We start from the raw sequence: 26,173 nt of genomic DNA, 5'->3' as shown, positions 1-26,173 counted from the left end.
GAGCTGAGCCTATGCAGATCGATCGAAATAACAAAGCAGATGCATGGTTGGCGCATAGCCAACGTGAGCAATCTGGGCGTCTGACCATTTTCTTGGGTGCAGCGCCAGGCGTAGGTAAAACCTATGCCATGCTCACTCGAGCACATGAGTTAATGCAGCAAGGGCATCATGTGGTGGTGGGCGTGGTTGAAACACATGGTCGAGCTGATACGCAGGCTTTGATACATGGGTTAAATGTGATTCCGAGAAAAAGTGTTGAGTATCAAGGACGTTTTTTGGATGAAATGGATCTAGACCAAATTCTCAAACTGAAGCCGGAAATCGTGTTGGTGGATGAGTTGGCGCATCGCAATGTACCAACGAGTCGGCATGAGTATCGTTGGCAAGATGTGAATGAACTGCTTGATGCAGGGATTAATGTATACAGCACTTTAAATATTCAGCATCTCGAAAGTTTGAATGATGTGGTCTATCAAATTACGGGCATTCGGGTAACAGAAACAGTGCCTGATGTTTTATTGAAAAGATTAAAAGATATTCGGCTGGTCGATCTTCCTGTACCTGAACTATTGGAGCGTATGAATCATGGCAAAATTTATTTAGCTGATGTCGCTCCACATGCCTTGCAAGGTTTTTTTAAGCCAGCCAATCTTACTGCTTTACGAGATCTTGCGATTCAAACGGTTGCAGGGCAAGTCGATATTGATTATCGAGAGAAATTTGTAGCTCAAGGTCAAATTATTCCGATTCAAAATCATATTATGTTGGCGATTGACGGTACCGAGTTTTCGGAAGACTTAGTTCGTCGCGCACATCGAATTGCAGAAAGACGCAATGCGACGTGGAGTGTGATTTCAATTCAAAAAAGCAAAATTGAAAATACTCAGACTTTTGCAGTGAGCAAAGCATTCAACCTAGCGCGTAAGCTCGGTGCTGATACCCATTTACTCTATAGCAATCATATTGCAGCTACAATTTTACAGGCAGCATATGATTGTGGCGCATCCAATATTTTATTGGGTAAAAGCCCACAAAAATCATTTTGGCAACGTTTGTTTTCAGATCATATTGCGGATCAACTTTTAGAAAAACAGCATCCCTTTGAGATTACTTTTGTTCAACCGCTAAAAACCAAACAGCAGGATAGGAAAAAGTCTTTAGATGATTTGTCAGAGCGAGGACTTGATCTTCATCAACGTGAAGTGATTGAAAGTAGTTTAATCATACTTGCTGGATTCATCGTGGCAGCGATCAGTGATCGTTTCATCGGTTATAGTGATCTCGCTTTAATCTTTATTATCACTGTACTTTTGGTCGCCATTCGAGCAAAGATGCTGATTACCATTGCCAGCGTATTGATTTGTTTCCTCCTATATAACTATTTTTTTATCGAACCTCGTTACACATTTTTGATCAGTGCAGAGCGAGGGGTGATTACGATCATCACCTTTATCATTTCAGCACTTTTGGTGGGACGCTTAGCAAATCAATTACGTGCTCAAGTGTTGAGCTTACGAGCTGCGAACTCAGTATCACTTCAATTGCAAGAGTTAGAACGAAAGTTATCCACTTGTGTTGATATTGAACAAGTTTTAAATATAGCAAAACAGCATTTGGAAGGTTCCCTCAATGCCACTGTTTGGTTGAGAGTGGGTGGACAATCGGTAGGCGATGCATCGATTTTGAATGAAAAAGATCAAATTGCGGCAGATTGGACCCAAAAGAATGCTAAACCATGTGGACGTTTTACCAATACGTTGACCAATTCAGAATGGTGGTTTAACCCAGTAAATTTAGTGGCAGATTTTGGTGTGGTTGCCATTCGATTTAACCGCAATTTACAAAGTATTCACTTCGAACAGCAACGTTTGGCTGAGTTAATGATTGATGATATTGCGCAAACTTTGTCTCGTATTCAGCTTTCCTTACAATTGGAAAATTCAAGAGTGGTGGCTGAAACGGAAAAGCTTCGTTCAGCTTTATTGTCTTCAGTCTCCCACGATCTACGTTCGCCGTTGGCGGCAATGATTGGCTCAGCAGACACGCTTAAATATTATGGCGAGCAAATACCTGAGTCAGACCGGCATGAATTATTAGATACCATTCATATAGAAGGTGAGCGTTTAGATCGCTATATTCAAAATCTTTTGGATATGACTCGTTTGGGACATCAAGGCTTAACACTGAGTCGAGCTTGGATTGGTGTAGATGAATTAATTGGCTCCGCCACTGAACGTCTGAAACGTTATCAGCCTCAAGTCAAAATTCAGGTTCAGTTAGCTGAAGATCTGCCTCAACTGTATGTCCATCCTGCTTTAATTGAGCAAGCCATATTTAATGTATTGGAAAATGCAGCAAAGTTTTCACCTGAAGATATTCCTATCGAGGTGATCATCCAACAACAAGATGCCTTTTTACAAATCGAGATTGAAGATCAAGGTGTTGGCATTCCTGAAAATGAACGAGAACAGATTTTTGATATGTTCTATACCATGCAAAGAGGTGATCGGGGTAAAACAGGAAAAGGCCTTGGGCTTTCGATCGTAAAAGCGATTATCGGTGCACATATGGGATCGATAGAAGCATTGAGCGGCAAGCATGGTCAAGGCACTTTAATTAGAATACGATTACCATTACATCAGGATTAAAATGATTTCATGCCTCATACATTAAATACTCAAGCTTCAATTCTTATTATTGATGATGAACCACAAATTCGAAAATTCTTGGATATTGCTTTGCGTGCACAAGGTTATCGAGTGCAGGTGGCTGAAAATGGTATGAAGGGTTTAGAGATTTTAGCTACACGAGGCGCAGATCTTTTAATTCTGGATTTGGGGTTGCCTGATATGGATGGTCATGACGTACTTAAAGAACTGCGTCAGTGGTCTGATGTTCCAGTCATTGTGCTTTCTGCTCGACCTGATGAAAACCAAAAAATTAAATTACTGGATGCGGGGGCAAATGATTACGTTACCAAGCCTTTCAGTATTCAGGAACTCTGCGCGCGTATGCGTGTCTTGTTTCGTAATAAAGCGCCAACATTAGAGCAGAAGACAGTGTTTAACGATGGGAAACTATTTGTTGATATTGCTGAACATATTGTTCGAGTTGAAAATGAAGAAATCATTCTAACTAAAAAAGAATTACAGCTTTTGGCATTACTGATTCGCCACCAAGGAAAGATTGTTACCCAAAAACAAATCATGACTGAGCTATGGGGTGTTAGTCACGAAGAGGATACTCACTATCTCCGCATCTTAGTCAAAAAACTTCGAACCAAAATTGGAGATTCAGCACTCGCGCCATCTTATATTTTTACAATTGCAGGTGTTGGATTACGTTTTTTAGATCCAGACTAAGGAAATAGCTTGTTCAATCAGTTAAAAAAAGAGAGTTTTAAACTCTCTTTTTTTTCGATTTTATTTGAGATTTGGGTCGCCTTTTTTCAAAAAGAAATGCAAAGCGAGTTTTTGTATCCATGTACCATAAGGTGGATAAAATAATTGGGTTGGGAAAAAACGCTGTCGTGTAAAAATCGTTTTTGCATGTGAAAGTTCTCGGAAACCCTCTATACCATGATATGTTCCCATACCTGAGTTTCCAATACCGCCAAACGGTGCATCATGGTTGACGACATGCCATCCCCAATCATTGATTGTGACGCCACCTGAATGCGTTTGTTTTAAGATATGATCGCGTTCATTGGCATCATGGGTAAAGCAATAAAGTGCTAATGGGCGTTCACCTGTTTTGATATATGCAATCGCATCATCTATTGCATCATATGCAACTACTGGGAGAACTGGGCCAAATAACTCTTCTTTTAAAATCCGCATATCTGGTGTGCAATTTAGAACAATATGTACAGGCATACGACGTCCATCTTGGTCTGGAACATAGTTGCCGCATGTGATGATCTCAGCACCTTTTGCTTTAGCATCTTCAAGAATTTCAAGTAATCGTTTTAAATGCCGATCATTGACGATAGACGTGTAATTGGTGTTTTCTAAAATATTATTGCCATACATCGAGGAAAAATATGATTTACATTCTTCCACAAAGGCATTTACTTTTTCCTTCGGTACTAATGCATAATCAGGAGCAACACAAATTTGACCACAATTGGTTGCTTTACCATGCAAGATTCGCATTGCTGCATCAGCCAGAGGATAGTGACGACTCACCAAAGCCGGTGATTTACCACCAAGTTCTAAGGTAACTGGAGTTAAGTTTTCTGCTGCGGCACGCATCACCACACGGCCAATCGCTGGTGATCCAGTGAAAACAATATGATTGAACGGAAGAGTTGTAAATAGTGAAGGGTCTGTGATTTCTTCACCAAAAATAGCAACTTCGTCTTCAGTGAAAACCTCAGCAAGCATGCGTTTCATGACCGCATTTGTTGCAGGAGTAATTTCTGGCAGTTTAACCATGACTCGATTGCCTGCTGCAATCGCTGCGATTAATGGCCCTAACGCCAAATAAACGGGGAAATTCCAAGGCACAACAACGCCAACAACTCCTTTGGGTTGGTATTGCACACGTAAACGATTGGATAAGAAAAGTAATTCTGTACTGCGTTTGCTTGGGCGCATCCATTTACGTAAATGCCGAATTGCATGTTCCGCTTCGAGTACTGAGCCGAGTAAATCTAATAGTTTTGATTCATCGATAGAGCGAGAGCTAAAGTCAGTATTGATTGCAGCAGCAATTACATCTTGATAGCGAATAATTTGCTTTTTGAGGTTGAATAACTTACTGCGCCGTGTGTCTAAATCTGGGTAAGGTTGAGCAGCAAAAGCAGCAGATTGTTGAGCGAAAATAGCTTGCATTTGCTCGTGAGCAGGTGACTCAGATTGTTGTGAATGCGCTTGATTCATATTTTACCTTCTATGTTTTTATCTTTGATTTCAAAGAGTCTTAGTAATCTATATCTATCAAAGTATGTCGGTCATTGCTGGATTCATAATTCTTTCATCAATTTTATATACATTGCGATCAAATAAGCGATCAAAGATTGATGAGAGATGATTTTGAACGATATAAATATTCATTTATTTCATAGTATCAATGCTTTTGCTTTAAAATATCCAGTCTTAGATCAAATTGTGATCTGGCGAATTCAAACATGAGGTGCGACAGTTTGAAAAGTCTTATGATAATCAACAAGCTGAGCAAATTTCTCTAATGGTGTAAGCCAATCTAACGCTTTTCTAGGACGAGTATTCAGTGACATGGCAACTTGATTTAAATAATGCTGATCTGCCTGATTTAAATCAATCCCTTTAGGTAAATATTGCCTAATTAAACCATTCATATTTTCGCATGTGCCTTTTTGCCAGGGTGAATGTGGGTCACAGAAATATACATCTATGCCTAAATCTTCTTCAAGTATTTTATGTTCTGCCATCTCGCGTCCACGGTCATAGGTCAACGTTTTACGCAGTTCTGCAGGTAAATATTTCAGAGCTTCAGTTAAAGCCTTGCGCACTGATTCTGCCTTTGCATCAGGTAATGTTGCCAAGATACAGAGCCGTGTATTTCGTTCAATAAGTGTTGCTATCGAACTTTTATTGTCTTTACCTTTAATTAAATCAGCTTCCCAATGACCCGGTATTTTTCTTTCTTGAACTTCGGCTGGGCGCTCATGAATAGTTTTAATATCCTGTAATATAGAATCTTTTTTAGGTTCACCGTTAGCTTTTCGCTTTTTATTTTCATGACGCAGACAGGATAATAAGTCTTTTTTCAACTCACCCTTTGGTAATGCTCGTATCGTTGAATAAATCGTTGTATGGCTTACATTCATTGTTTGATCCAAATCAGGAAATGTCTTTAAACGCTTTGCTATTTGCTGAGGAGACCATAAACAACGGATCGCTTCAACAATAAATTTCCAGAGGATTGAATCGATTTTGAGTTTTCTGTGACCACGTCTACGTCTAGCGAAGGTGTTATCAGAAGCATATTGAGCTTGATAAACGTCATTGATGCTATTTCTTTTAAGCTCACGATAGATCGTACTAGGATGTCTTTTAATGAGTTCAGCAAATTTTCTGGCTGAAAAGCCTTCTTTTCTTGACTCAAGCATTAATGCAGTACGATCTTCAAAGTTAAGATGATGGTATGACAATTTTATATACTCCATAAACCCTTTAAATTAATTAGGTGGTTTATGTCGCACTTCAAGTTTTACTCTGCCTCTTTTTGGCAAATGATTTAAACACAGTCTTTATTAGTTTTCTTGTGTTTTTGTTATTACTGCAATGGAAGGCGCACCATTTAATATTTGCAAAGACTCTGTTTATCGTACTTATATCATTATTATTATGTGATTTAGTTGATTATTTTTATCATTCACCGCGGCCATTTCAACTCGGTTTAGGACATAAACTGATTGGTCATGGTTCAACTTCTTCTTTTCCTAGCCAACATACATTAACGATTGTGATTATTGGGTGCTCGTACTTATTGGCAGGTTTTAAATTGATTGGTGGTATTGGGTTAGTGTTTAGTCTGATCGTGGGATTATCACGAATTTTTGTGGGTGTTCATTTTCCTTTCGATATCATTGGAGCCTTTCTAATCGGTTTAATGTTGGTATTATTTGTGAATTACAGCCTAAGAATATTAACGTTGAGATTACGCAAGGCGATACCTTTACTAAATTGAAGCTAAAAAAGACGGAGCAAATGCTCCGTTTTTTATGGTTTATTTTGCAGGTTGAATATCAAACTCAAAGGTCCATGTCGTTGAGCTGTTATAGTCTGTTGGATCTGCATAGCGGATATCGGTGAGATGCATACGTGCATAGCTGTTGCCTTTGTTACTACGGATCATACTTGCTCCAGTAGGGTCTGCTTTAAGCGTATGCATTGCTTGTAATCCATCTGCTTGAGCAGCCGCCAGCGTTGGATAGTAATTATACCATCCATACGATAGTTTTTGTGGATAAATCCCTTGATACGCTGGGTTCAGGATAGAGCTAATGGTATTAGAACCCCAACGCGTTATTTTTGCTGAAATCGATGCTTTGAGGTCTGTTTCAGTGCTCGCATAGGCATTGGTATCTTTGAATTTATCTAAAATGACTTTACCTTCAGCAGAGTAGAATCCTTCAGGTTGGGATGCCACTGCACTACCAATATTTTGATTCACTTGCACATAGTAACGATTAAATGCGAGTTGCCATTTTGCTTGAGTATCTTTGGTTGTTGTGCCGCTAATAAGGTCAACATAGTTCCAACCTTGAGTGGCATCAACAGTTAAGGTTTTGACGTCATTCGGATACTGGGTGTCGATATAACGGATTGAAACATATCCTGACGTGGTTCCTTGGTAGTAGTTATAGATTTGTACCGCAAATACGGGTTGATCTGCGGTACCGACGACCTTGGTAGAAGCAGTATTGGTTGTTACCAAAAAGGTTTTAAAATTGGGTGACATGCGATGATCACCAAACAAGTTATATTCTAAGAAACTATTATAACCATTTGTCGTCGCCATAAATGCATTGCTGTAAGCATCTATATTCCATGCTTGACTTGGTAAACTGCCGCCTTGGGTTGCATCCAGTTCTTTTGAGAGTTGTTCCCATGTTGCAGAGAAGGGCGAATAGAGCGCACCACCATTACCCGATCCACTTACTCCACTGTTGGTGAATAACATTGGCGTACGTGTACCCATTGCAAATTGTAGATCCCAATCGGATGTTGTACATGAGACCTCCGCTTGTGTGTCAATGTCATAGCAATACGACGAATTTGCACTTGGTGTAATCGTCCATTGCGCTGATTTGATCGCAAATTGGTCGGTATTGTTTGAGCCGTTATTTGATGTATTGTTATTGCTACCATTTCCACCACCACCGCATGCGATCAGTAAAGCGCTTAAGGTACTTAGTGTAAAAAGTTTGCAGAAATGAGTACTTAGATTAGACATACTTTATTGATCCTTTAAAAATTATTCCAGTGAAAGCGCACACCCATGTAGCTATAGCGACCAGCAAGTGGTCGATAATCGACAGGGGCAGAGAAATCACGTTGTTCATTAAAAATGTTGTCGATGCCGACAAAAGTGCTGATCATTGGATTGATTTGATAATCAACTTGGGTGTCAATGCTGAACCAATCTGGAGAACGAAGTTTGTTGTTGTTATCGGTGTATTCTTCACTTTGATAACGGGCGCGTATGGTCAAATCAAGTTGATCATTTAGCACAAAATCACTACCTAGACGTGCGATATGCTTTGGTCGGCGCGTTAAGAAAGTACCGAGGGTTTTATCTTTTGCTTCGGTGTAGGTATAGGCGCCGTTTAGTGACCAAGATGGGGTTATTTTCCATTGCGCTGAGCTTTCAATACCTTTGGTTTGAGCCTTTGCGACATTGCTATAACTGTACTGAGTAATTCCGTTGTTGCTCGTTGCATTGTCATAGTCTGTTTGGATGAGGTCTTTAACATCATTCCAAAACAGGTTGATGTCAGCATTCCATACTTCATTTTGAACAAGGCTGAGTCCGAGTTGGTAACTATCTGATGACTCTGGTTTTAAGTTGGGATTGCCGATCACTACATAACCTAAGTGACTGTGGTCAAAAGAATAAAAACGTTCTTTTAAATTCGGTACACGATAGCCCTGACCGTAGCTAAAACGTAGATCAGCCAAAAGATTGTTGTGCTCATAAGCGCGATATTTTGTGCTGAGTTTAAATGCGTTATGGTTGCCAAAATCATCATCATTTTGAAAGCGCCAGCCTAGTACTGCATCTAGATTTTTAAGTAGATTGAGATCATTTTGTAGATAAAACTCATGGCGATCTCGTTTTACTTTGCCGCCTTGCATTTCAAACTTACCGTTATTGCTTTGTTCTAGTTTTTCTTGGTGCCAATCATATCCCAATTGCCAATTTTGCTTATACCAAGTCGGCAATGAAAGCTGTGAATTAAAATGGTTATTTTCTTGCTTTGAGTTACGTAGTGCTGATAGAAAACCATCTACAGTTTGAACTGAAGTTGTATCATAGGTTTCGTGGACGGTCTTTAAATCAAGTTTCCCTAAATCTAAGAGTTGCAGTTGTGAACCTGCACTGATGCGTTGGCGTTCGATGTCTTCAACTTTGTATTGTTTTAAGTTGAAAGGCGAGACAAAGAGTAAATCTTTTTGATGATCTTTTTCTTTATATTGATTGAAATCGCTCCATAACATGAACTGATCACTTGGCTGCCAAGCACCATACAGTGTGTACTGTTGACGTTTTTGTTCATCGCCTTGCAATGGATAATCACTGGGTTCTACTGCAAAGCCATCGCTGCTGAGTTGGTCTGCCAGTAAACGACCTTTCAATGTTGCATTGGCTGCTTCAATACTGATTTTTTGATGATGGTTGTTGATTGAGGCTGATTTTCCATTGGCATTTTGTTTGCCATAAGAACCAATATCGATTTGTCCTGAAACTGATATACCGTCTTGAACATTTTTAGTGATGATATTAATCACACCACCCATTGCTGATGAGCCGTATTGTGCTGATGCGGCTCCTTTAATCACTTCAATATGATCAATACTTCCAATTAGATATTGACTTAAATCAACGGTTGAACCTGTGCTTGCCGCTAAAGGTAGCCCATCAATGAGTACCAGTACTTGATCGCTACTCAGACCTTGCAATGAAATTTCATAACCTGATTTACCATGAATTTCTCGTAATAAAATTCCAGGAATATTTTTCAAAGCATCTTTTAGGGTCGTGGCGTTGGTACGTTTTAATTCATCTTGATTGATGATCTCTGTCCGAATAGGACTATCCAGTAAGCGTTTTTCTGAACGTGTACCTGTAACTACAATGGTATCTAACACATGTGTGGATTGTTTCGATGGGAAAGCTAAGTTTTGATCTGCATATGCGTGGGTAGAAAAAAGTCCTGTTACAAGCAATGAGACAAATAACGTGTTTGGCTGGAAACAGAATGGGAGAGATTGTATAGTCACAATATGATCACTAATGAAAATTATTTCATGTTGTAAATAGTAATGATTCTCATAATAATTTACAATACCCTAAATATTTATTTCAAAAAGACACAAACACTTACACGGGTGTTTTATTTTTGTTGATTTAAATCAGTATCTTAAATTGGATTGGAAGTTTTTATGCAACTTAATTTGTCTTATGTTTTAGTCGCAGTTTTGGCTTTAGGGGGGGTAAATGCAAATGCTCAACAGCAACCAGCAAAATTAGCTGAGGCATTACAGTACTCAGCTTTACATCAGAACCTGACCCAAGAACAAGCTCGTCAAGCAATCCTTAAAATGGCAGGGGAATATCGAGTTGATTTTCGTTTCGAAGAGCTGTATGCATTGAAAAATGGTTATTCGATCAAAGATGATGATTTATCGAGTGGCTATGAAACCGTAATTGTGCTTGAAAATACAGCCAACAAAGTTTCTTTGCAGCATATCTTGGTTGCAAGTGGGCATGTAGTTAAGCATTGGCGTCAAGATTGGGAATATCAACCTAAGCAAATGTGGAGTTACATTGGAGATTACAAATGGCAAAGTATTCCACTGAAAAAACAAGAAACTAAAGGAAAATGGTTACAAACGGTCTGGCAAGTAGACGATTCTCCTCGATATGCAGGTCTAGGGCAGTGGACGCAAAATAATGGGGTTGTTGAATGGGTGTCCAATGAGACTTACCGACCATTACCTCGCCGTGAACATACCATTCGTAGTGATTATGATGTGATTATTGGTGTGAATCGTCATGCTTTAACTGCAACGGGTTGGGTGCATGAACAAGATAATATTAAATTTGATACCAAGACTAAGACAGCACTTGCACGTGAGTTGGGGGTGAATCAGTACAATAAAGTCGGTAATTTTGATTTCAAACCTGCTTATGATTATTGGAAAGAAAATGCAGCTTATTGGAGTGCAGTAAGAGCTGCATGGGATCAAGCATTTAATCAAAATAAAGTGGTTGCTTTAAAATTTGCCAAGAAAGATGAGAAGTCGCATTTTAGTTATTTTAATGATGAGGCTGCATCAGTTGCTGGGAAGACTATTCAGGCTGAACAATTACAGTCGAAAGCAAAAAAATTACTTAATCAACAGCTTATTGAAGGAAAGATTAATTAATTGTCATAAAAACTTCTTGGATACCCTATGCTCTATTTGGATAGGGTATTTCCTCTATATCATTTTATAGATGAAGTTGTTAGCATCAAAGATCGGTTTAGATTTAGATAGTGTGTGATTAAGCATGTCTTCAGGGCAACAAGTTTTAATTAAACTCAGAAAAATGATCATCGCAGGGGAAATTGAAGGGGGAAGTCGAATTGCTGAGATTCCAACTGCGGAGTTGCTAGGTGTATCTAGGCAGCCGATTCGAATGGCATTTCGTTTGCTTGAGCAGGAAGGTCTGTTAATAAAAAATCCAACTCGCGGGTATACGGTACGAGAGATTTCCGGAAAACTGATTCATGATGCACTTGAGGTTCGTGGAGTGCTTGAAGGGTTGGCAGCAAAAACAATAGCAGAGCAAGGATTAACTGATCAGCAAAAACTTACCTTGCAAGAATGCATTCAGGAAATAGAACAGCTTTTTAATGAGCATACTGAATTTGGTGATGCTGAATTAGAGCGCTATCACCACTATAATGTAATTTTTCACGATACGATTATTCAAGGAGCGCAGAATATAGCGCTATTACAGGCTTTGGCAAAAAATAATCAACTGCCAATGGCATCAGCGCAAGCGATTACTTTCGATCAAACAAAGGCGTTATCGGAATATCGTCGATTGCATTATGCGCATCTCCAACATTGTTCAATTTATGATGCCTTATTACATCGCCAAGCAGGACGTGCTGAAACCCTTATGCGCGAACATAGTAGTGTGGTGATATTAGGTGAAACCTTAACTGGTATTCTTAGTGATGAAACTTAATGAGTCCCTTTTGACGCTGAGGTGAAAAGGAACTCGAAAATGCTACAGTTCAATGACGAGTTTTTTCGACTTTGCACGAGAACAACACGGCGTAAACTGGTTATTAAGCGCATGCTCTTCATCGGTCATAAATACATCGCGATGTTCTGGAGTGCCTTCGATTACACGAGTAATACAAGTCCCACAAATGCCTTGTTCACAGGAAATTGGCACATCAAAACCATGTTCAATCAAAGCTTGGGTGGCAGTCTGGTGGGCTAACACCTTGATTTGACGGTCTGTACCTTTAACTTCAATAGTAAAGGCTTCATTATTTGAAGTATCTGCGAGTTGTGCAACAAAATGCTCTTGGTGTAGCTGTTCAGTTTGCCATCCAGCTTGTATTGCAGAGTTAGTCACAAACTCCATAAAACCTGTTGGACCACAGACATATAGGTGTTTGTCGGGTGTATTCTGATGGAGTGCCTGTGACATATCGCAACCGGTACCTGGTTGGTCTTGAATATGGAAATGAATATTTGACCCAAAATGTTCAGTTAAATTACCGTAGAAGGCAATCATGTCATGGCTACGGACGAAGTAATGTAACTCGAATGGAATTCGTGCGGATTTAAGCCGATATGCCATGGATAAAATAGGCGTAATCCCAATGCCGCCTGCAAATAAAATGGCTTGTTTCGTTTCAGGGTGAATTTTAAATAAATTACGAGGTTCTCCAATTTGTAGAAGATCACCTTCATGGTATTCCGTATGGATACAACGTGATCCTCCCCGTGAATTGGCGTCATGTAGCACACCAATGACATAACGATGTCGTTCACTACAACTATTTGAAAGTGAATATTGACGAGTTAAGCCATTTTTAAGATGCACATCAATATGTGCACCTGCTTCAAAAGTCGGGAGAGGCGTACCGTTTGCTGACACCAGTTCAAATGCACGAATTGATGGGGTGAGTTGATGAATTTTCTGAATGATTACGTCCATGTTCATCTTCCTTTAAATCACATGAATATTTGGAAACTTATGTTTAGATATTTCAGGAGGCGTTGTGCTTTCTTCAGTAAGCAGACGATCAATGACTCGACGTGACTGAACACCACCTGCATCGATGTTAAGCATCAATAACTTTCGGTGAGGATTGCTTAAAATATTTTGTTGTTGCTGTTCCAGCATTTCTAAATCTTCAGTGAAAATTTTGCCTTGGCCTTCGCGAATTTGATCGGTGAGTTCAACATTTTCTGGCTGGAAATTACGTGCCATTCCCCAGAAATACCAATGTGAGGTTTCAGTTTCTGGTGTAATGAAATCTACAACGATAGAGGAGACTTTTTTATCTTTTGGTGCGTCATAGCCACCGTATCCCGCATGAGCGACACCGACTTCAATGTGTACGTTGCTTGGAGCATAGAAATGACAGCGCTGCCAACGATCTACAGGTATGTCATCGGCCAAATTGTTGCCACGAAGTGCCATTTGCCAGAAAGGCGGTGCAATAACATTTTCCATATAACGTTCAGTAATGACGTGATCACCATCCACTTTCGTTACAGGGAGTGCCTCATCAATTTCTTTTTGACCAATACTGCTTGAGTGAACATAGGTTTCATGGGTTAAATCCATGAGGTTGTCGATCATTAGGCGGTAATCACACTGAATATGAAATAAGCCGCCACCATAACTCCACTCGGGATGTTCGGCCCATTCTAGTGTTGGAAGTTTTGATTCGTCTGCTAATGCTTTTTCACCTGGCCAAATCCAAATGAATCCATATTTTTCGATGACTGCGTAGGCTTTGTTGCATGGAAAACCATGGGTACGTTGTGCTGGCATAGATACCGTTTTTCCGTCACATCCCATCACTAAGCCATGGTAACCACATACGAGGTTTCCATCTTCAACATAACCTAATGACAGTGGAGCACCACGATGTGGGCAGAAATCTTCCACGGCAGCGACCTGATTTTCTTTGCCACGATAAAAAACAATCTTTTCACCACAAATTGTGCGACCAAGAGGCTTATCTAGAATTTCTTCTGGACGGCATGCGACATACCAAGCATTTTTAATAAACATGTGTGACGTCTCCTTATCACTTATTGGATCCAATTTATGGTTTTGATAAATTCATGTCAAGCATTTGGCATGTTTGTTTTCTGAAAGAGCCATTTTTCTCTTTCTATTAAATGTATATATCATTGAAAATAAATCTAATTTTAAATTTTAAAAAATATTAATTCGAATGAGATTTATTTTTTAATAAAACCATTGATTTTTTGGATCCATTTATTCAGTATAAAAAAAGCAGGATGCTTAGCAAAACGTATCGACAGCATACGGTTTGTGAAATCAAACAATGTTAATAAATTTTTGGATAGGGATATGCATGATCAGCCATCGCGCACACGCTTTTGCGTTGATGTATGTGTATTTTATCCAGTGTTGGAGATATACACATGAACCGAGATGTTCTAAGTGAAATAAACCAAAATAAGATGAGCCGTTATCAGTGGTTCGTGATTTCAATTTGTATTTGTCTAAACATTATCGATGGTTTTGATGTCATGGTCATGGCATTTACAGCCCCTTCAGTGTCTATGGAATGGTCTCTATCAGGCGCACAAATCGGATTGCTCTTGAGTGCAGGTTTATTCGGAATGGCCGCTGGTTCAATATTTTTAGCGCCTTTTGCAGATAAAGTGGGTCGTCGTTTGTTGATCTTAACTTGCTTGGTTATTTCTGGTTTAAGCATGTTGGCCTGTGCATTTGTAGACAATCACCATACCTTAGCAATACTTCGTTTTATCACGGGTATTGGTGTCGGTGGAATTTTGGCAAGTAGTAATGTTTTAGCAAGTGAGTATGCAAATGGGCAATGGAGAAGTCTTGCAGTGAGTTTAATGTCTACTGGTTATGGAATCGGTGCGACATTGGGAGGCGTATTATCACTGGCATTGATTGAGCAATTGGGTTGGCGTTCAATTTTCTTGGCAGGGGGGATTGCGACGATCATGATGCTATTTGTGAGCATCTGGTTGCTGCCAGAATCACTGGATTATTTGTTGGCAAAAAGACCGAAACAAGCGTTGAAGCAAATTAATATAACGATGCAGAGAATAGGGGGAAGTACTCTGTCTGCTTTACCACACCAAGTAAAAACCAGTACCGCGGGAAATAAAGGGGAATTAGTAAAGCTATTTGACGGTCATCTTCGCTTCCAAACACTTTGCCTTTGGTTTGCTTTTTTCTTAGTAATGTTCGGTTTTTATTTTGTGATGAGCTGGACACCTAAAATTTTACTTTCAATGGGAATGTCAGCTGATCAGGGTGTGACGACCGGAATTTTAATTAGTATTGGCGGGATTTTTGGTGCGGCAATCATCGGATTACTTGCTTCACGTATCAAAATTTTCTACGCATTAAGCCTGTTCTTAGGGTTAACGGCAGTTTGTGTATTCTTATTTGTTGCAGTATCAACGCATGTCAGTATAGCGCTGGTGGTTGGTTTGCTATTAGGAACGCTTATCAATGGTTGTGTCGCAGGCTTATATTCAATCTCACCGACAATTTATGATGCTGAAATCCGTAGTCGTGGTGTAGGTTATGCCATTGGATTTGGTCGTATTGGTGCAATTTTATCACCAACAGTTGCAGGCATTTTTCTGGATAAAGGTATCGCTCCAGCCACGCTTTATGCTTATTACGGTGTGGTCTTTATTTTAGCTATTTTCTTGATTTTAAGCTTGGGTAATGCTTTTTACAGGAACAAAAAAGAGCAAAATTACGCCCTTAAAACAGCACCTTAAATCCTAAAAAATTAAATAGTTGAGATAAAAAATGAAAAAGACATCTGTATGGATGGGGATATGCTTGTGCCCGTTATTTAGTCAGATCGCACATGCCGAGTTTATTGAAGACAGTAAAGCCGAGCTGACACTTCGAAATTTTTACTTCGACCGAGACTATAAGCAAGATCCATATCCCTATACAGCCGCCAGAGATTGGGCACAGGGTTTAATCTTTAAAGGACAGTCTGGTTATACCGAGGGTAACGTAGGATTCGGTCTTGATGTGTTGGCAATGGCAGGCTTTAACTTGATGGGCAATCGTGCAGATGACTATGCTCGTAGTGGTTTATTGCAGGTCAATGCGGATAATTCTCGTGATGATTATTATGGGAAAATTGGAATTACGGGAAAGGCAAAATTCAGAAAAAATGAGCTGTTTGTGGGGGATCTCGTTCCACAATTGCCGACTATATTTTCATCGCCAGCACGTTTATTTCCCCAGACTTATCGCGGGGTGCGCTTTGTTTCAAATGAAATTCCAAATCTTCAAGTAGAGGGGTTTTATGTAGATGAAGTGCGACAACGCGACTCGATTCGCTATACAGAGGTGGGTATAGATAATATTAACCAACGTTTTGATAAATCAGCAAAGACCGACCATTTTTATAGCTTCGGGGGAAATTATCAATTAAAAGATTACCGTTTACGCGCTTATCATGCAGAACTTAAAGATATTTACCAGCAACAATTTTTAGGTTTTAACGGGAAACAAGCCTTAAACGAACAACTTAATTTTTTAAGTGATGTGCGTTTTTTTAATAGTGCTGAAATGGGAAGCAAACAAATCGGAGAGGTGGATAACCGTCATTTGAGTGGTTTATTTGGTTTGAATTATCAAAATCATACGATTTCTTTGGGATATATGCAGTCGTTTGGTTCGACGGGATTACCATTTTTATCGGGAACAGAAAGTCCTGTTGTGCTTGATTTTATGAGTTCGGATTATTCGAATAAGGATGAAAAAGTCTATTCAGTTCGTTATGAATATGATTTCAAAAATGCACAATTAGGTGATATTCCACTAAATGGTCTTCGTTTTATGACACGATATGCAAAAGGGGAAGATATTGATTTACTCCAATATGGAGGTCTACGTTTTAAAGAGGAATCAATTGAGTTCGATCTGGGGTATAAAATCCCTGAAGGTAAATTACAAGGTTTAGGGATGAGAGCCCGTTTTTCCCATTATCGTAATGATATGCCAACGAATATGGTTTTCCATTCAGCGAATGAAATGCGTTTTAACATTGATTATAGTTTTAGGTTTTAATTGGTGCGCTCAGCGGGACTCGAACCCACGTCGGTCGCTTAGGAGGCAACTGCTCTATCCAGTTAAGCTATGAGCGCATAGTGCAATGATTATAAACAAAAAAGTGATTGCCGAAGCAATCACTTTTTGATTAAAGCGACCAACTGTTTAATCTTTGGATTTTGGGTTGAGAACTTTATATAGCGCAAGCATGAGCACAATCCAAATAGGGATCATAAGCACAGACTCTTTAAAGCCTTGTTGCCACATGATAAAGAGAACCACAGCAATAAATGCTAATACTAAATAATTGCTAAATGGTGCCCAAAGTGCAGGGAAACTTGTTTTCAGACCAGTTTTCTTGATCATTTTCATAAACTGAAGATGCGTTAAGCTGATCATCGCCCAGTTTAAAACCAACGCCCCAACAACCACATACATCAAATGACCAAGTGCTTCTTCTGGTACAAAATAGTTTAAAAGTACGCAGCCAAAAATCAACAAAGCAGAAAGCAAAACAGCAGGAATTGGCACGCCTTGTTTATTGGTTTTTGTGAACACTTTTGGCGCATTGCCTTGCTGAGCTAGACCATAGAGCATACGGCTATTTGCATACATACCACTGTTATAAACAGATAATGCGGCGGTTAGAATGATGAAGTTTAGTAAGTGTGCTGCCCAACCAATTCCCATTTGACTGAAAATCATCACAAATGGGCTTTTATCGAGACCACCTAAATCAAGTTGATTCCAAGGAACCAATGACAGAAGGATCGTCAATGAACCGATATAGAAAATCAGGATACGAAATACCACTTGGTTAATAGCTTTCGGAATGGTTTTCTTTGGATCTTTTGCTTCTGCCGCAGCCATCCCGATGAGTTCAATACCACCAAAAGCGAACATCAAGAAAGCCAGCATGAAGAATAAGCCTTCAAAACCATTTGGAAAAAAGCCACCATGTGTCCAAAGATTGCTAAATGACGCAGTTGAGTTTGCATCAGCGGTAGCGATCAAGAACAAACCAAATAGAATCATGGCTATCACGGCTGTTACTTTGATGATCGCTAACCAAAACTCGGATTCACCATAGAATTTTACATTGGTAAGGTTAATCGCGGTGATCACAAGAAAGAAAAACAATACAGATGACCACGCAGGAATATGAGGCCACCAGTAATTGATGTATTTTGCGACAGCAGTAAGTTCTGCCATAGCCACTAAGATATAGAGAACCCAATAGTTCCAACCCGATAGGAAACCTGGAAATTTACCCCAATATTTATACGCAAAATGGCTAAATGAACCTGCAACGGGTTCTTCGACGATCATTTCGCCGAGTTGACGCATGATTAGAAATGCGATCAAACCGCCAATTGCATAACCCAAAATGATAGATGGTCCAGCAGACTGGATCACTTGTGCAGAACCTAAAAATAAGCCCGTACCAATTGCCCCACCCATGGCGATGAGCTGAATATGACGGTTTTTTAGTCCACGCTGAAGTTGAGAAGTATCGTTGTTCAAAGGACTGAGCTCGACGAGGAATAAGTGGATTATTCTAATAGATTGAAAGATTTTCGCCTAGTAAAACAACAGTTAGGCTATGACTGGAAAGTAGTGTTAAAAAATCCTTGAAAATCCTATATTTGAATCGATGGTAAAATAAACAAAGATGAATGTTTAAACAACTAGAAATAGCTTTAGCTGTTTAATTCACAATTTTTTATTTTGTTGCCATTGTCAAACACAATTAATCCACTGAATATACAGAGCATAATTTAAGCATGATATTCGGCTTAGAAAAATAGGTTAAAAAGTATTTTGGCTTGTTGTACAGTAATTTAAAATGAAATCGCTGTTGTACGAAAACACGATAAAAGGATGAAATGAAATGAGTTCAGTCCCACAAATTAAAGTTCCTGCTACCTATATGCGTGGGGGGACAAGTAAGGGCATTTTTTTCAAATTAGATGATTTGCCGGCATCAGCACAAGTGGCTGGCCAAGCGCGTGATCAACTCCTTCTCCGTGTGATCGGCAGTCCTGACCCATATGCTAAGCAAATTGATGGGATGGGTGGGGCAACGTCAAGCACCAGTAAAACTGTAATTTTGGCAAAAAGTTCTGAGCCAGAACATGATGTGGATTATTTATTTGGCCAAGTCTCGATAGATCAACCTTTTGTAGACTGGAGTGGTAACTGCGGTAATTTAACTGCGGCAGTTGGATCCTTTGCAATTTCAAATGGTTTGGTCGATGCTGAGCGTATTCCTGAAAATGGTATATGTACGGTACGTATCTGGCAGAAAAATATTCAGAAGACCATCATTGCTCATGTGCCGATCACTAATGGAGAAGTTCAAGAAACAGGTGATTTTGAGTTAGATGGTGTGACTTTCCCTGCAGCAGAAGTTCAGATTGAGTTTTTAGATCCTGCTGATGATGGTGAAGATGGCGGTGATATGTTCCCTACAGGAAATGTGGTGGATCAACTCAATGTACCTGATATTGGATCATTCCAAGCGACCTTTATTAATGCGGGTATTCCAACTATTTTCTTAAATGCAGAAGATATTGGCTACCAAGGGACTGAGTTGCAAGATCATCTCAATAGTGATGCGACAGCGCTGGCTCGTTTTGAAAAGATTCGTGCTTATGGTGCTGTGCAAATGGGGTTATTTAAAGATATTTCTGAAGCAGCATCTCGTCAGCACACGCCAAAGATCGCTTTTGTGTCTAAGCCAAAAACATATATCTCTTCAAGCGGAAAATCTGTTGAGGCAACTGAGGTTGATTTGCTGGTACGTGCCCTTTCTATGGGGAAACTGCACCATGCAATGATGGGTACAGCTGCTGTTGCGATCGGTACTGCTGCTGCAGTTCCTGGTACCTTAGTTAATTTAGCCGCAGGTGGTGGTGAACGAGAAGCGGTACGTTTTGGTCACCCATCAGGAACATTGCGTGTTGGTGCGCAGGCAGAATTGATTGATGGTAAATGGTCAGTAAAAAAAGCCATTATGAGTCGAAGTGCACGCGTATTAATGGAAGGCTGGGTGCGCGTTCCAGGAGATAGTTTCTAAGGTCTGTATAAATCCCCCTGTTATAAGGGGGACTTCCTCGAAATTGATGATATGATGTCGACATTCCGACAAATCTTGTCATATCATTTTTTATTCAATATTTCGAGGCAATTGTGTCATCTATTTCTCCAGTTAATGCGGATGTTTTAAAACAAGCTCAACAACGTATTCAACAAGATTTATTGACTGCATTAGCTGCATTTTCTATTCCAGAACCGTTAAAAGCAGCCGTCCATCATGCAGTCATGCTTGGGGGCAAGCGTGTTCGTCCAGCATTGTGCTATGCCACAGCTTCGTTAAAACCAAATCATAATTTTGCCGCAGTTCGCCGTGCTGCCGTTGCCGTTGAGTTAATTCATTGTTATTCCTTGGCACATGATGATTTGCCATGTATGGATAATGATTTATTACGTCGTGGTCAACCAACTTGTCATGTGGTATTTGGTGAAGACACGGCATTGCTGGCAGGAGATATTTTGCAATCGATGGCATTTGAGATCCTTGGCAGTCGTTTATTTGATGAACAAGGACAGGGTATAGATAGTCAGATCGTACTCAAGCAAATGCAGATTTTGGCAACTGCGAGTTCAAAAATGGTTGCTGGGCAGATATTAGACCTACAAGCCGAAGGAAAACAAGTTGATCAAACTGAATTAGAAAATATTCATCGTAATAAAACAGGGGCATTGATTCAGGCTGCGATCATGATGGGGGCAGTTACTGTTTTTGCAGGGACGGATCCAGCAATTCCGAAATTACGTCAATTCGGGCAAACCATTGGTTTAGCTTTCCAAGTGCAAGATGATATTTTAGATATTACAGCCAGTACTGAAACTTTAGGAAAGACTGCGGGCAAGGATGAACAAGTGCAGAAATCAACTTATCCTGCACTGATGGGTTTGGAACAGGCTAAAACCTATGCTCAGACTTTACATGATCAGGCTTTTGATGCATTGGCGTATTTTGGTGACCAAGCGCAGGAGTTAACTGCTATTTCACACTTTTTGCTTGCTCGAAAAAGCTAAAAATAAAGGATAAAAAAGCGGCAAATTTGCCGCTTTTTTTCGAGAATCATGGTTTAGTGTTTGCCCATTAATCCACGAATTGTATTGAGTACATCGGCTGGTAACACCACTGTTTTCGCATTATTTGATTTTGATAACTCTTGCATGGCTTTAACATATTGCTCACCAAGCAAGTAAGCAACAGGCGTTTCTTTATCGCCAACTGCACTTGTTACCATTTCAATTGCACGTTTAGATGCTTCAGCAAGGACAACTTGTGCTTCTGCATCACGACGAGAAGCTTCTAAACGACCATCAGCCTCTAAGATCGCAGCTTGTTTCTCACCATCTGCTTTAGTTACGGTTGCACGACGTTGACGTTCAGCAGCAGCTTGGGCTTCCATTGCTGATTGCATAGTGTGTGATGGTTGAATGTCTTGGATCTCAACCGTTTTAAGGGTAATTCCCCAATCTGCAATATCGTCAGAAATCGCAGCTTTAAGCTTCGCTTTGATCTGATCTCGAGAAGACAAAGCATCATCTAAAGCCATTTCACCAGCAATTGAACGCAGTGAAGTTTGAACCATGTTCTGAATCGCCCAGTTATAGTTCTCAATACCATAGACTGCTTTTTCAGGTGTTGTAATATTGATATATGCCACAGCATTCATCACTAATACAGCATTATCACTGGTAATCACTTCTTGCGAAGGAATATCCAAAACAATATCTTTGGTGGTGATTTTATAAGCGACTTCGTCAATATACGGAATCACGAAATTCAAACCTGGCTGTAGAGTGGTATGGTATTTACCTAATCGTTGAACAATCCATTTGTAGCCTTGAGGAACGAGACGTACCCCTTTGAAAATGGTTGTCGCAACAAATGCTAAAAACGCAATGACAACTATAGTACCGACAGACATTTGAAACCCTCTTTTTGTTTATGAATTGCAATGTGGTTGGACGACTAAATCATTGCCCAAAATATCAATTACTCGAACGCGATCACCCACTTTGACTGGCGTTGTACAGCGACAATGCCATTCATCAGAACCCAATACAGGCAATGAGAAACGAACCAGAATTTGTTCATGCTCAAGACCTGTTTGAATCACCATACCCACTTGACCAATGGTGGCTTCACGAGAAAGACCAGCCTTGGTTTTGTCGATAGATAACGGTTTGATAAATTTGAACCAAAGAAGTGTGCATAAAATAGATAAAATTCCCCAAGTAATGACTTGAGTTGGAAATCCCATCATTGGGAAGAGCCATAATAAAATGCAGACCATGATGGCAGCTATGCCGAACCATAGCGCGGCAAACGCAGGTATAATTAACTCTGAAAGAATGAGTAAAATCCCTAATACAAACCAGTGCCAAGGCTCAACTACAAATTCCATAGATTTGCTCGCATTATAAAAATACAGGAGATGAAAATTTATTCATCTCCTGTACTCTAGCAGATCATTAACTCTATGAATATACAGGAGCTGTCGATATTTGAAATATCGATAGCTGCTATGTCCTTTTTTTAGAATTTAGGTGTCGGGGCAGGTTTTAATGCAGCTGGTGATTTCTTAAATGTAGTAATCGCATTTTGAATCGCAACAATCTTCGCTTGAGCTGCTTTTTCACCTTCAAGAATGGCTTGATGACTGGATTTTAAATCAAGTACACCCAGATGTCCGACTTTAGGCTGGATTACAATCGAGGCTTGATTGAGTTCTTCATTGATACTTTGCTGTCCCATAATATTTAGCGTTTGATCAAGTAATCCCCACATGCTGACAGGTCGATCGGCTGTTGGTCGGGCAGAGATATCTACTGCAATCACGATATCAGCACCCATATCTTTTGCTGTTTTCACTGGAATCGGGCTGACCAGTCCACCATCGACATATTTGGTATTTCCAATAACGGTAGGTACAAATACGTTTGGAATACTACACGACGCTCGAACTGCTTGTCCTGCATTTCCTTTAATGAACTCAGCCTTTTTACCATTATCTAAACGTGTCGCTACAGCTGCGAAACGAATTGGAAATTTTTCAATTGGCTTGTTTCCAATTTGAGTGTTGACGTAGTTTTGTAGCTTTTGACCCAGAATAAATCCTTGACTATTTATGGTCAAATCACGGATATCTGATTCTTGGAGTTTCACAGCAAGATTTTGCATTTGATAAGGCGTTTGTCCGCTGGCATAAATACTGCCGACAAAGCTGCCTGCACTTGTACCCGTGACAATTTTAGGTTTAATCCCATGTGATTCTAATACTTTGATCACACCAATATGAGCAAAGCCTTTTGCGCCGCCCCCGCCTAAAGCAATTGCAATCACAGGTTCACGTGCTTGCATCGTCGGAGTGGGAACAGTTTTCTTTGCAGTGGGATCACAGCCAAATAAAGTGAAGCTGACCAGCGCCAAACAAGAAAGTCGAGCAATATTCATATCGAATGTAGATTAATTAACCAATTGGAAGGGCACATCAGATCAGATTTACCCTTATTTTTCTAGTCTTTTTTCACTAGTTTTTGTAATGGCTCTGCAAGCCATTCGGGGTTTTTAGGTGAGAAATGGCCAACATAGTGTTGCATGATCTGCTCTAGATCTTGCTGATAATGTCCTGTTGGTGTGAAAGCACCTAAGCTGTAGATCGTCTTATGATCATAATCAAAGGCAAACATGACGATTGGAATACCTGCTGCATGCGCAATATGGTAAAAACCGCTTTTCATTTTCTCGGCTTTTTTTCGCGTTCCTTCAGGTGCCATACCGACCCAAATCCGTTCGTGTTGGTGTATGGTTGCAACAACTTGTTCTGTCAGCCCGTATGAGCTATCGCGACGTACAGGGATCAAGCCAGCCCAGTTGAGAAAGGCTTTGAAGGGTGGTTTAAACAACGTATCTTTCCCAAGCACTGTTATTTTTAGTCCCAAGCCACCAATCGCCAGAAAACCATACCAACCATCAATATTTGAAGTGTGTGGTGAAATAATGGCTACCGCTTTAGGAAGATTGGGAATTTCGCCGACGACCGTCCAACCTTGGCTTAAAAAGAGTTTTTTACACAATTCTCGGCTATAAAAGTTTCCACGTTGTGGCACTAATGGCGGTAAATCAGGAAAATGTTGTGGCATAAATAAAGATTTAAAATAACAACCTCTTATTATGTTAAGCGGTCATACGATACACTGCATTGGCAAAAAATAAGATTTTATGATCTTGAAAATGGAATGAATAGATACTTCGACATGTGGATTGCAGATTATAGGAATCGTTCGTATGCCTAATATTCGACAGGTTTATCTCCTGCTATTTTCGTTATATTGGGCGCAAGGTCTACCTGTTGGCTTTATGACACATGCTTTACCTGTAATTTTAAGAGCACAAGGTGTGTCTTTGGCGCATATCGGTGGTTTTGGATTATTGATGTTGCCTTGGGCGATTAAAATCTTTTGGGCCCCATTTGTGGATCGAGTTGCATTGTCACGGTTGGGGCAATACCGCAGTTGGATTATTCCAACGCAATTATGCAGCGTGACCATTTTAGTAATTCTATCTTTTTTCCCAATTCATGCGCTTGATCAACCTAGTTATTTGTTGATTTTCTTTGGGTTATTGTTGTTTATGAATCTGACTGGCGCGACGCAGGATATTGCCACGGATGCCTTGGCAGTAAATTTGCTAAAAAGTGATCAACAACACTGGGGGAATACGATCCAAGTGATTGGCTCACGACTTGGATTTATCGTAGGCGGTGGAGCCGTGTTGTGGTGTTTGGATTGGTTACATTGGCAAGCAACATTTTTGATTTTGGCGCTATTGGTTTTTTTGAACACCTTACCTGTACTTTTGTTTCAAGAACCGATTCATGCCAAAGTGCAAACCGCGCATGATCAGCCAGCTCGCTCTATATTTAAAACGATTACTGCATATCTGGATTATTTTAAATCTTCTTCAGAATTAAAAGCATGGCTATTGGTATTGGTCAGTTTCAAAATTGCAGATGGGTTGTCGGGGCCCTTACTCAAACCTTTAATGGTTGATATGGGCTTGAGCTTCTCACAGATTGGAATTTATATCACTATGTTGGGTGCAGTCGCAGCTTTGGCTGGGGCAGGAATAGCAGGTATCTTGCTGAAATATATAGCTAGACCAACTGCATTGATTGCATTTTCATGGTTAAAAATCCTGAGCCTGCTGGGGTATGTTTGTTTGGCTTTTGTCTATGAACATGGTTATCAGATTAGTCCGTTGTGGCTATATCTAGTCAATGCATTTGAAGATGCGTGTTCTGCTCTATTGCTGGTGGTGATGCTGACTTTGATTATGCATTACAGTCGTAAACAATTTGCAGGGACTGATTTTACCTTTCAGGTTTCGATTATGGCGACAGTAAGTGGTTCACTCTACATGCTCAGCGGCATATTGGGGGATGTATTAGGTTACTACTTTTATTTGATGATTATTGTGATTGTTGGGATGTTTACATTAATACCAATTTATTCGTGGAAATATAAAAAATTCTCTTAAATTGTATTAAGTTGTTGAAATAAATTAATTAAATATTATTTTAATCTTTTTGCATATGCTTTTTCATAGTTGGAAAGTGTATTCTTTCGCCATTTAAATATGTATTCAATCATACTAAATTTATGTGAATATGGAATAAAGCATGAAGAGGGTTTTATATTTTTCATTATTAGAATTACGTGAATAATGAAGCTAAAAACAGTGAGAAAGAAGGTGGGTATTAGCCTAAAGTCTAAATAAGAATAATGAAATATTTTTTTAATCGTTCTGTAATATAAAGGTGCTGTGTAGGATTTGTTACCAAATATAGTAAAGAGAATATCTTGGTAAATTGGAAAGATGGTTTCACCTTATTTCGATCCAAGTTTCAACTTTATTTTATATATAAATCATTTTTTTAGATGTAGTAACCAAATTCATGCACCTCAATACATTGGAAAATGTTTGATCCTTTTAGTTCTTAGCAAAAATATGGATCAATTTCGCATGGATAGGCAA

21 protein-coding genes and 1 tRNA gene are annotated in these 26,173 nt (G+C 39.7%); 10 read left to right on the top strand and 12 right to left on the bottom strand.

The genetic code is table 11. From position 1 onward, the window contains the following. The first annotated feature begins 11 nt into the window (after window positions 1-11). Both F927_RS07245 and F927_RS07240 read left to right on the top strand, forming a co-directional pair. Window positions 12-2,648, top strand: a complete 2,637-nt coding sequence (locus F927_RS07245) for a sensor histidine kinase (protein WP_005083118.1) — start codon at window positions 12-14, stop codon at window positions 2,646-2,648. Between the two features lie 9 nt (window positions 2,649-2,657). Beyond that, complete coding sequence (locus F927_RS07240; RefSeq protein ID WP_004640535.1) at window positions 2,658-3,362, top strand: response regulator; 705 nt, start codon at window positions 2,658-2,660, stop codon at window positions 3,360-3,362. Between the two features lie 60 nt (window positions 3,363-3,422). Here F927_RS07240 and F927_RS07235 read toward each other — a convergent pair whose 3' ends face one another. Continuing rightward, entirely contained in the window at window positions 3,423-4,883 is a 1,461-nt protein-coding gene (locus F927_RS07235) for a coniferyl aldehyde dehydrogenase (protein ID WP_005083116.1), read from the bottom strand. A gap of 242 nt (window positions 4,884-5,125) precedes the next feature. Continuing rightward, the gene (locus F927_RS07230) at window positions 5,126-6,151 is read right to left on the bottom strand and encodes an IS30-like element ISAba125 family transposase (RefSeq protein WP_005100823.1); all 1,026 of its coding nucleotides are present in this window, start codon (window positions 6,149-6,151) and stop codon (window positions 5,126-5,128) included. A gap of 20 nt (window positions 6,152-6,171) precedes the next feature. Here F927_RS07230 and F927_RS07225 point away from each other — a divergent pair, with 20 nt between their 5' ends. Then, on the top strand, window positions 6,172-6,675 hold the full coding sequence (locus F927_RS07225; RefSeq protein ID WP_005083114.1) for a phosphatase PAP2 family protein: 504 nt from the start codon (window positions 6,172-6,174) through the stop codon (window positions 6,673-6,675). Between the two features lie 39 nt (window positions 6,676-6,714). Here the strand turns inward: F927_RS07225 and F927_RS07220 are convergent, their stop codons facing one another. Both F927_RS07220 and F927_RS07215 read right to left on the bottom strand, forming a co-directional pair. Then, window positions 6,715-7,944 (bottom strand): HmuY family protein, encoded by a 1,230-nt coding sequence (locus F927_RS07220; protein WP_005083111.1) that lies wholly within the window; start codon window positions 7,942-7,944, stop codon window positions 6,715-6,717. Window positions 7,945-7,958: 14 nt separating this feature from the next. Then, the gene (locus F927_RS07215; protein ID WP_042110617.1) at window positions 7,959-9,986 is read right to left on the bottom strand and encodes a TonB-dependent receptor plug domain-containing protein; all 2,028 of its coding nucleotides are present in this window, start codon (window positions 9,984-9,986) and stop codon (window positions 7,959-7,961) included. Between the two features lie 168 nt (window positions 9,987-10,154). On the opposite strand from F927_RS07215, the gene F927_RS07210 reads away from it, so the two are divergent. Both F927_RS07210 and F927_RS07205 read left to right on the top strand, forming a co-directional pair. Further along, window positions 10,155-11,141, top strand: coding sequence for a DUF6607 family protein (locus F927_RS07210; RefSeq protein ID WP_005083107.1), 987 nt, complete (start codon window positions 10,155-10,157; stop codon window positions 11,139-11,141). A gap of 124 nt (window positions 11,142-11,265) precedes the next feature. Beyond that, on the top strand, window positions 11,266-11,952 hold the full coding sequence (locus F927_RS07205; protein WP_005083105.1) for a GntR family transcriptional regulator: 687 nt from the start codon (window positions 11,266-11,268) through the stop codon (window positions 11,950-11,952). A 42-nt stretch (window positions 11,953-11,994) separates the two neighbouring features. On the opposite strand, the gene F927_RS07200 is transcribed toward F927_RS07205, so the two are convergent. Beyond that, a complete protein-coding gene (locus tag F927_RS07200; protein WP_005083102.1) occupies window positions 11,995-12,939 on the bottom strand; it encodes a PDR/VanB family oxidoreductase in 945 nt (314 codons plus the stop codon). A 12-nt stretch (window positions 12,940-12,951) separates the two neighbouring features. Next, the gene (locus F927_RS07195) at window positions 12,952-14,028 is read right to left on the bottom strand and encodes an aromatic ring-hydroxylating dioxygenase subunit alpha (protein WP_004640518.1); all 1,077 of its coding nucleotides are present in this window, start codon (window positions 14,026-14,028) and stop codon (window positions 12,952-12,954) included. Between the two features lie 380 nt (window positions 14,029-14,408). On the opposite strand from F927_RS07195, the gene F927_RS07190 reads away from it, so the two are divergent. Then, window positions 14,409-15,758, top strand: coding sequence for an MFS transporter (locus F927_RS07190; protein WP_005083099.1), 1,350 nt, complete (start codon window positions 14,409-14,411; stop codon window positions 15,756-15,758). A gap of 31 nt (window positions 15,759-15,789) precedes the next feature. Next, window positions 15,790-17,070 carry an OprD family outer membrane porin gene (locus F927_RS07185; RefSeq protein WP_005083097.1) on the top strand — a complete coding sequence of 427 codons (1,281 nt, stop codon included), beginning with the start codon at window positions 15,790-15,792 and terminating at the stop codon, window positions 17,068-17,070. 1 nt (window position 17,071) lies between these two features. Here the strand turns inward: F927_RS07185 and F927_RS07180 are convergent. Continuing rightward, a tRNA-Arg gene (locus F927_RS07180) sits at window positions 17,072-17,147 on the bottom strand. Between the two features lie 70 nt (window positions 17,148-17,217). Continuing rightward, window positions 17,218-18,576 carry an amino acid permease gene (locus tag F927_RS07175; RefSeq protein ID WP_005083094.1) on the bottom strand — a complete coding sequence of 453 codons (1,359 nt, stop codon included), beginning with the start codon at window positions 18,574-18,576 and terminating at the stop codon, window positions 17,218-17,220. A 367-nt stretch (window positions 18,577-18,943) separates the two neighbouring features. On the opposite strand from F927_RS07175, the gene prpF reads away from it, so the two are divergent. Together prpF and F927_RS07165 are read left to right on the top strand one after the other, a co-directional pair. Further along, window positions 18,944-20,131, top strand: coding sequence for a 2-methylaconitate cis-trans isomerase PrpF (gene prpF, locus F927_RS07170; RefSeq protein WP_005083092.1), 1,188 nt, complete (start codon window positions 18,944-18,946; stop codon window positions 20,129-20,131). Between the two features lie 113 nt (window positions 20,132-20,244). Further along, window positions 20,245-21,156 carry a polyprenyl synthetase family protein gene (locus F927_RS07165; protein WP_005083091.1) on the top strand — a complete coding sequence of 304 codons (912 nt, stop codon included), beginning with the start codon at window positions 20,245-20,247 and terminating at the stop codon, window positions 21,154-21,156. Between the two features lie 53 nt (window positions 21,157-21,209). Here the strand turns inward: F927_RS07165 and F927_RS07160 are convergent, their stop codons facing one another. The 4 genes from F927_RS07160 to F927_RS07145 all read right to left on the bottom strand — a co-directional run bounded on the left by F927_RS07160 (window position 21,210) and on the right by F927_RS07145 (window position 24,279). Beyond that, window positions 21,210-22,061: an SPFH domain-containing protein gene (locus tag F927_RS07160; protein ID WP_004640495.1), complete on the bottom strand. Its 852-nt coding sequence runs from the start codon at window positions 22,059-22,061 to the stop codon at window positions 21,210-21,212. A gap of 18 nt (window positions 22,062-22,079) precedes the next feature. Beyond that, window positions 22,080-22,541: an NfeD family protein gene (locus F927_RS07155; protein ID WP_004640493.1), complete on the bottom strand. Its 462-nt coding sequence runs from the start codon at window positions 22,539-22,541 to the stop codon at window positions 22,080-22,082. Window positions 22,542-22,672: 131 nt separating this feature from the next. Further along, complete coding sequence (locus F927_RS07150; protein ID WP_005083088.1) at window positions 22,673-23,590, bottom strand: patatin-like phospholipase family protein; 918 nt, start codon at window positions 23,588-23,590, stop codon at window positions 22,673-22,675. 62 nt (window positions 23,591-23,652) lie between these two features. Next, window positions 23,653-24,279, bottom strand: coding sequence for a lysophospholipid acyltransferase family protein (locus F927_RS07145; RefSeq protein ID WP_004640488.1), 627 nt, complete (start codon window positions 24,277-24,279; stop codon window positions 23,653-23,655). 145 nt (window positions 24,280-24,424) lie between these two features. On the opposite strand from F927_RS07145, the gene F927_RS07140 reads away from it, so the two are divergent. Further along, window positions 24,425-25,675 (top strand): MFS transporter, encoded by a 1,251-nt coding sequence (locus F927_RS07140; protein WP_005083087.1) that lies wholly within the window; start codon window positions 24,425-24,427, stop codon window positions 25,673-25,675. Window positions 25,676-26,173 lie beyond the last annotated feature (498 nt).

It is taken from the genome of Acinetobacter haemolyticus CIP 64.3 = MTCC 9819, from assembly GCF_000369065.1.
Lineage (GTDB): Bacteria > Pseudomonadota > Gammaproteobacteria > Pseudomonadales > Moraxellaceae > Acinetobacter > Acinetobacter haemolyticus.
The sequence above is the reverse complement of the archived record's forward strand: the minus strand, read 5'-3'. Positions and strand labels throughout refer to the sequence as shown.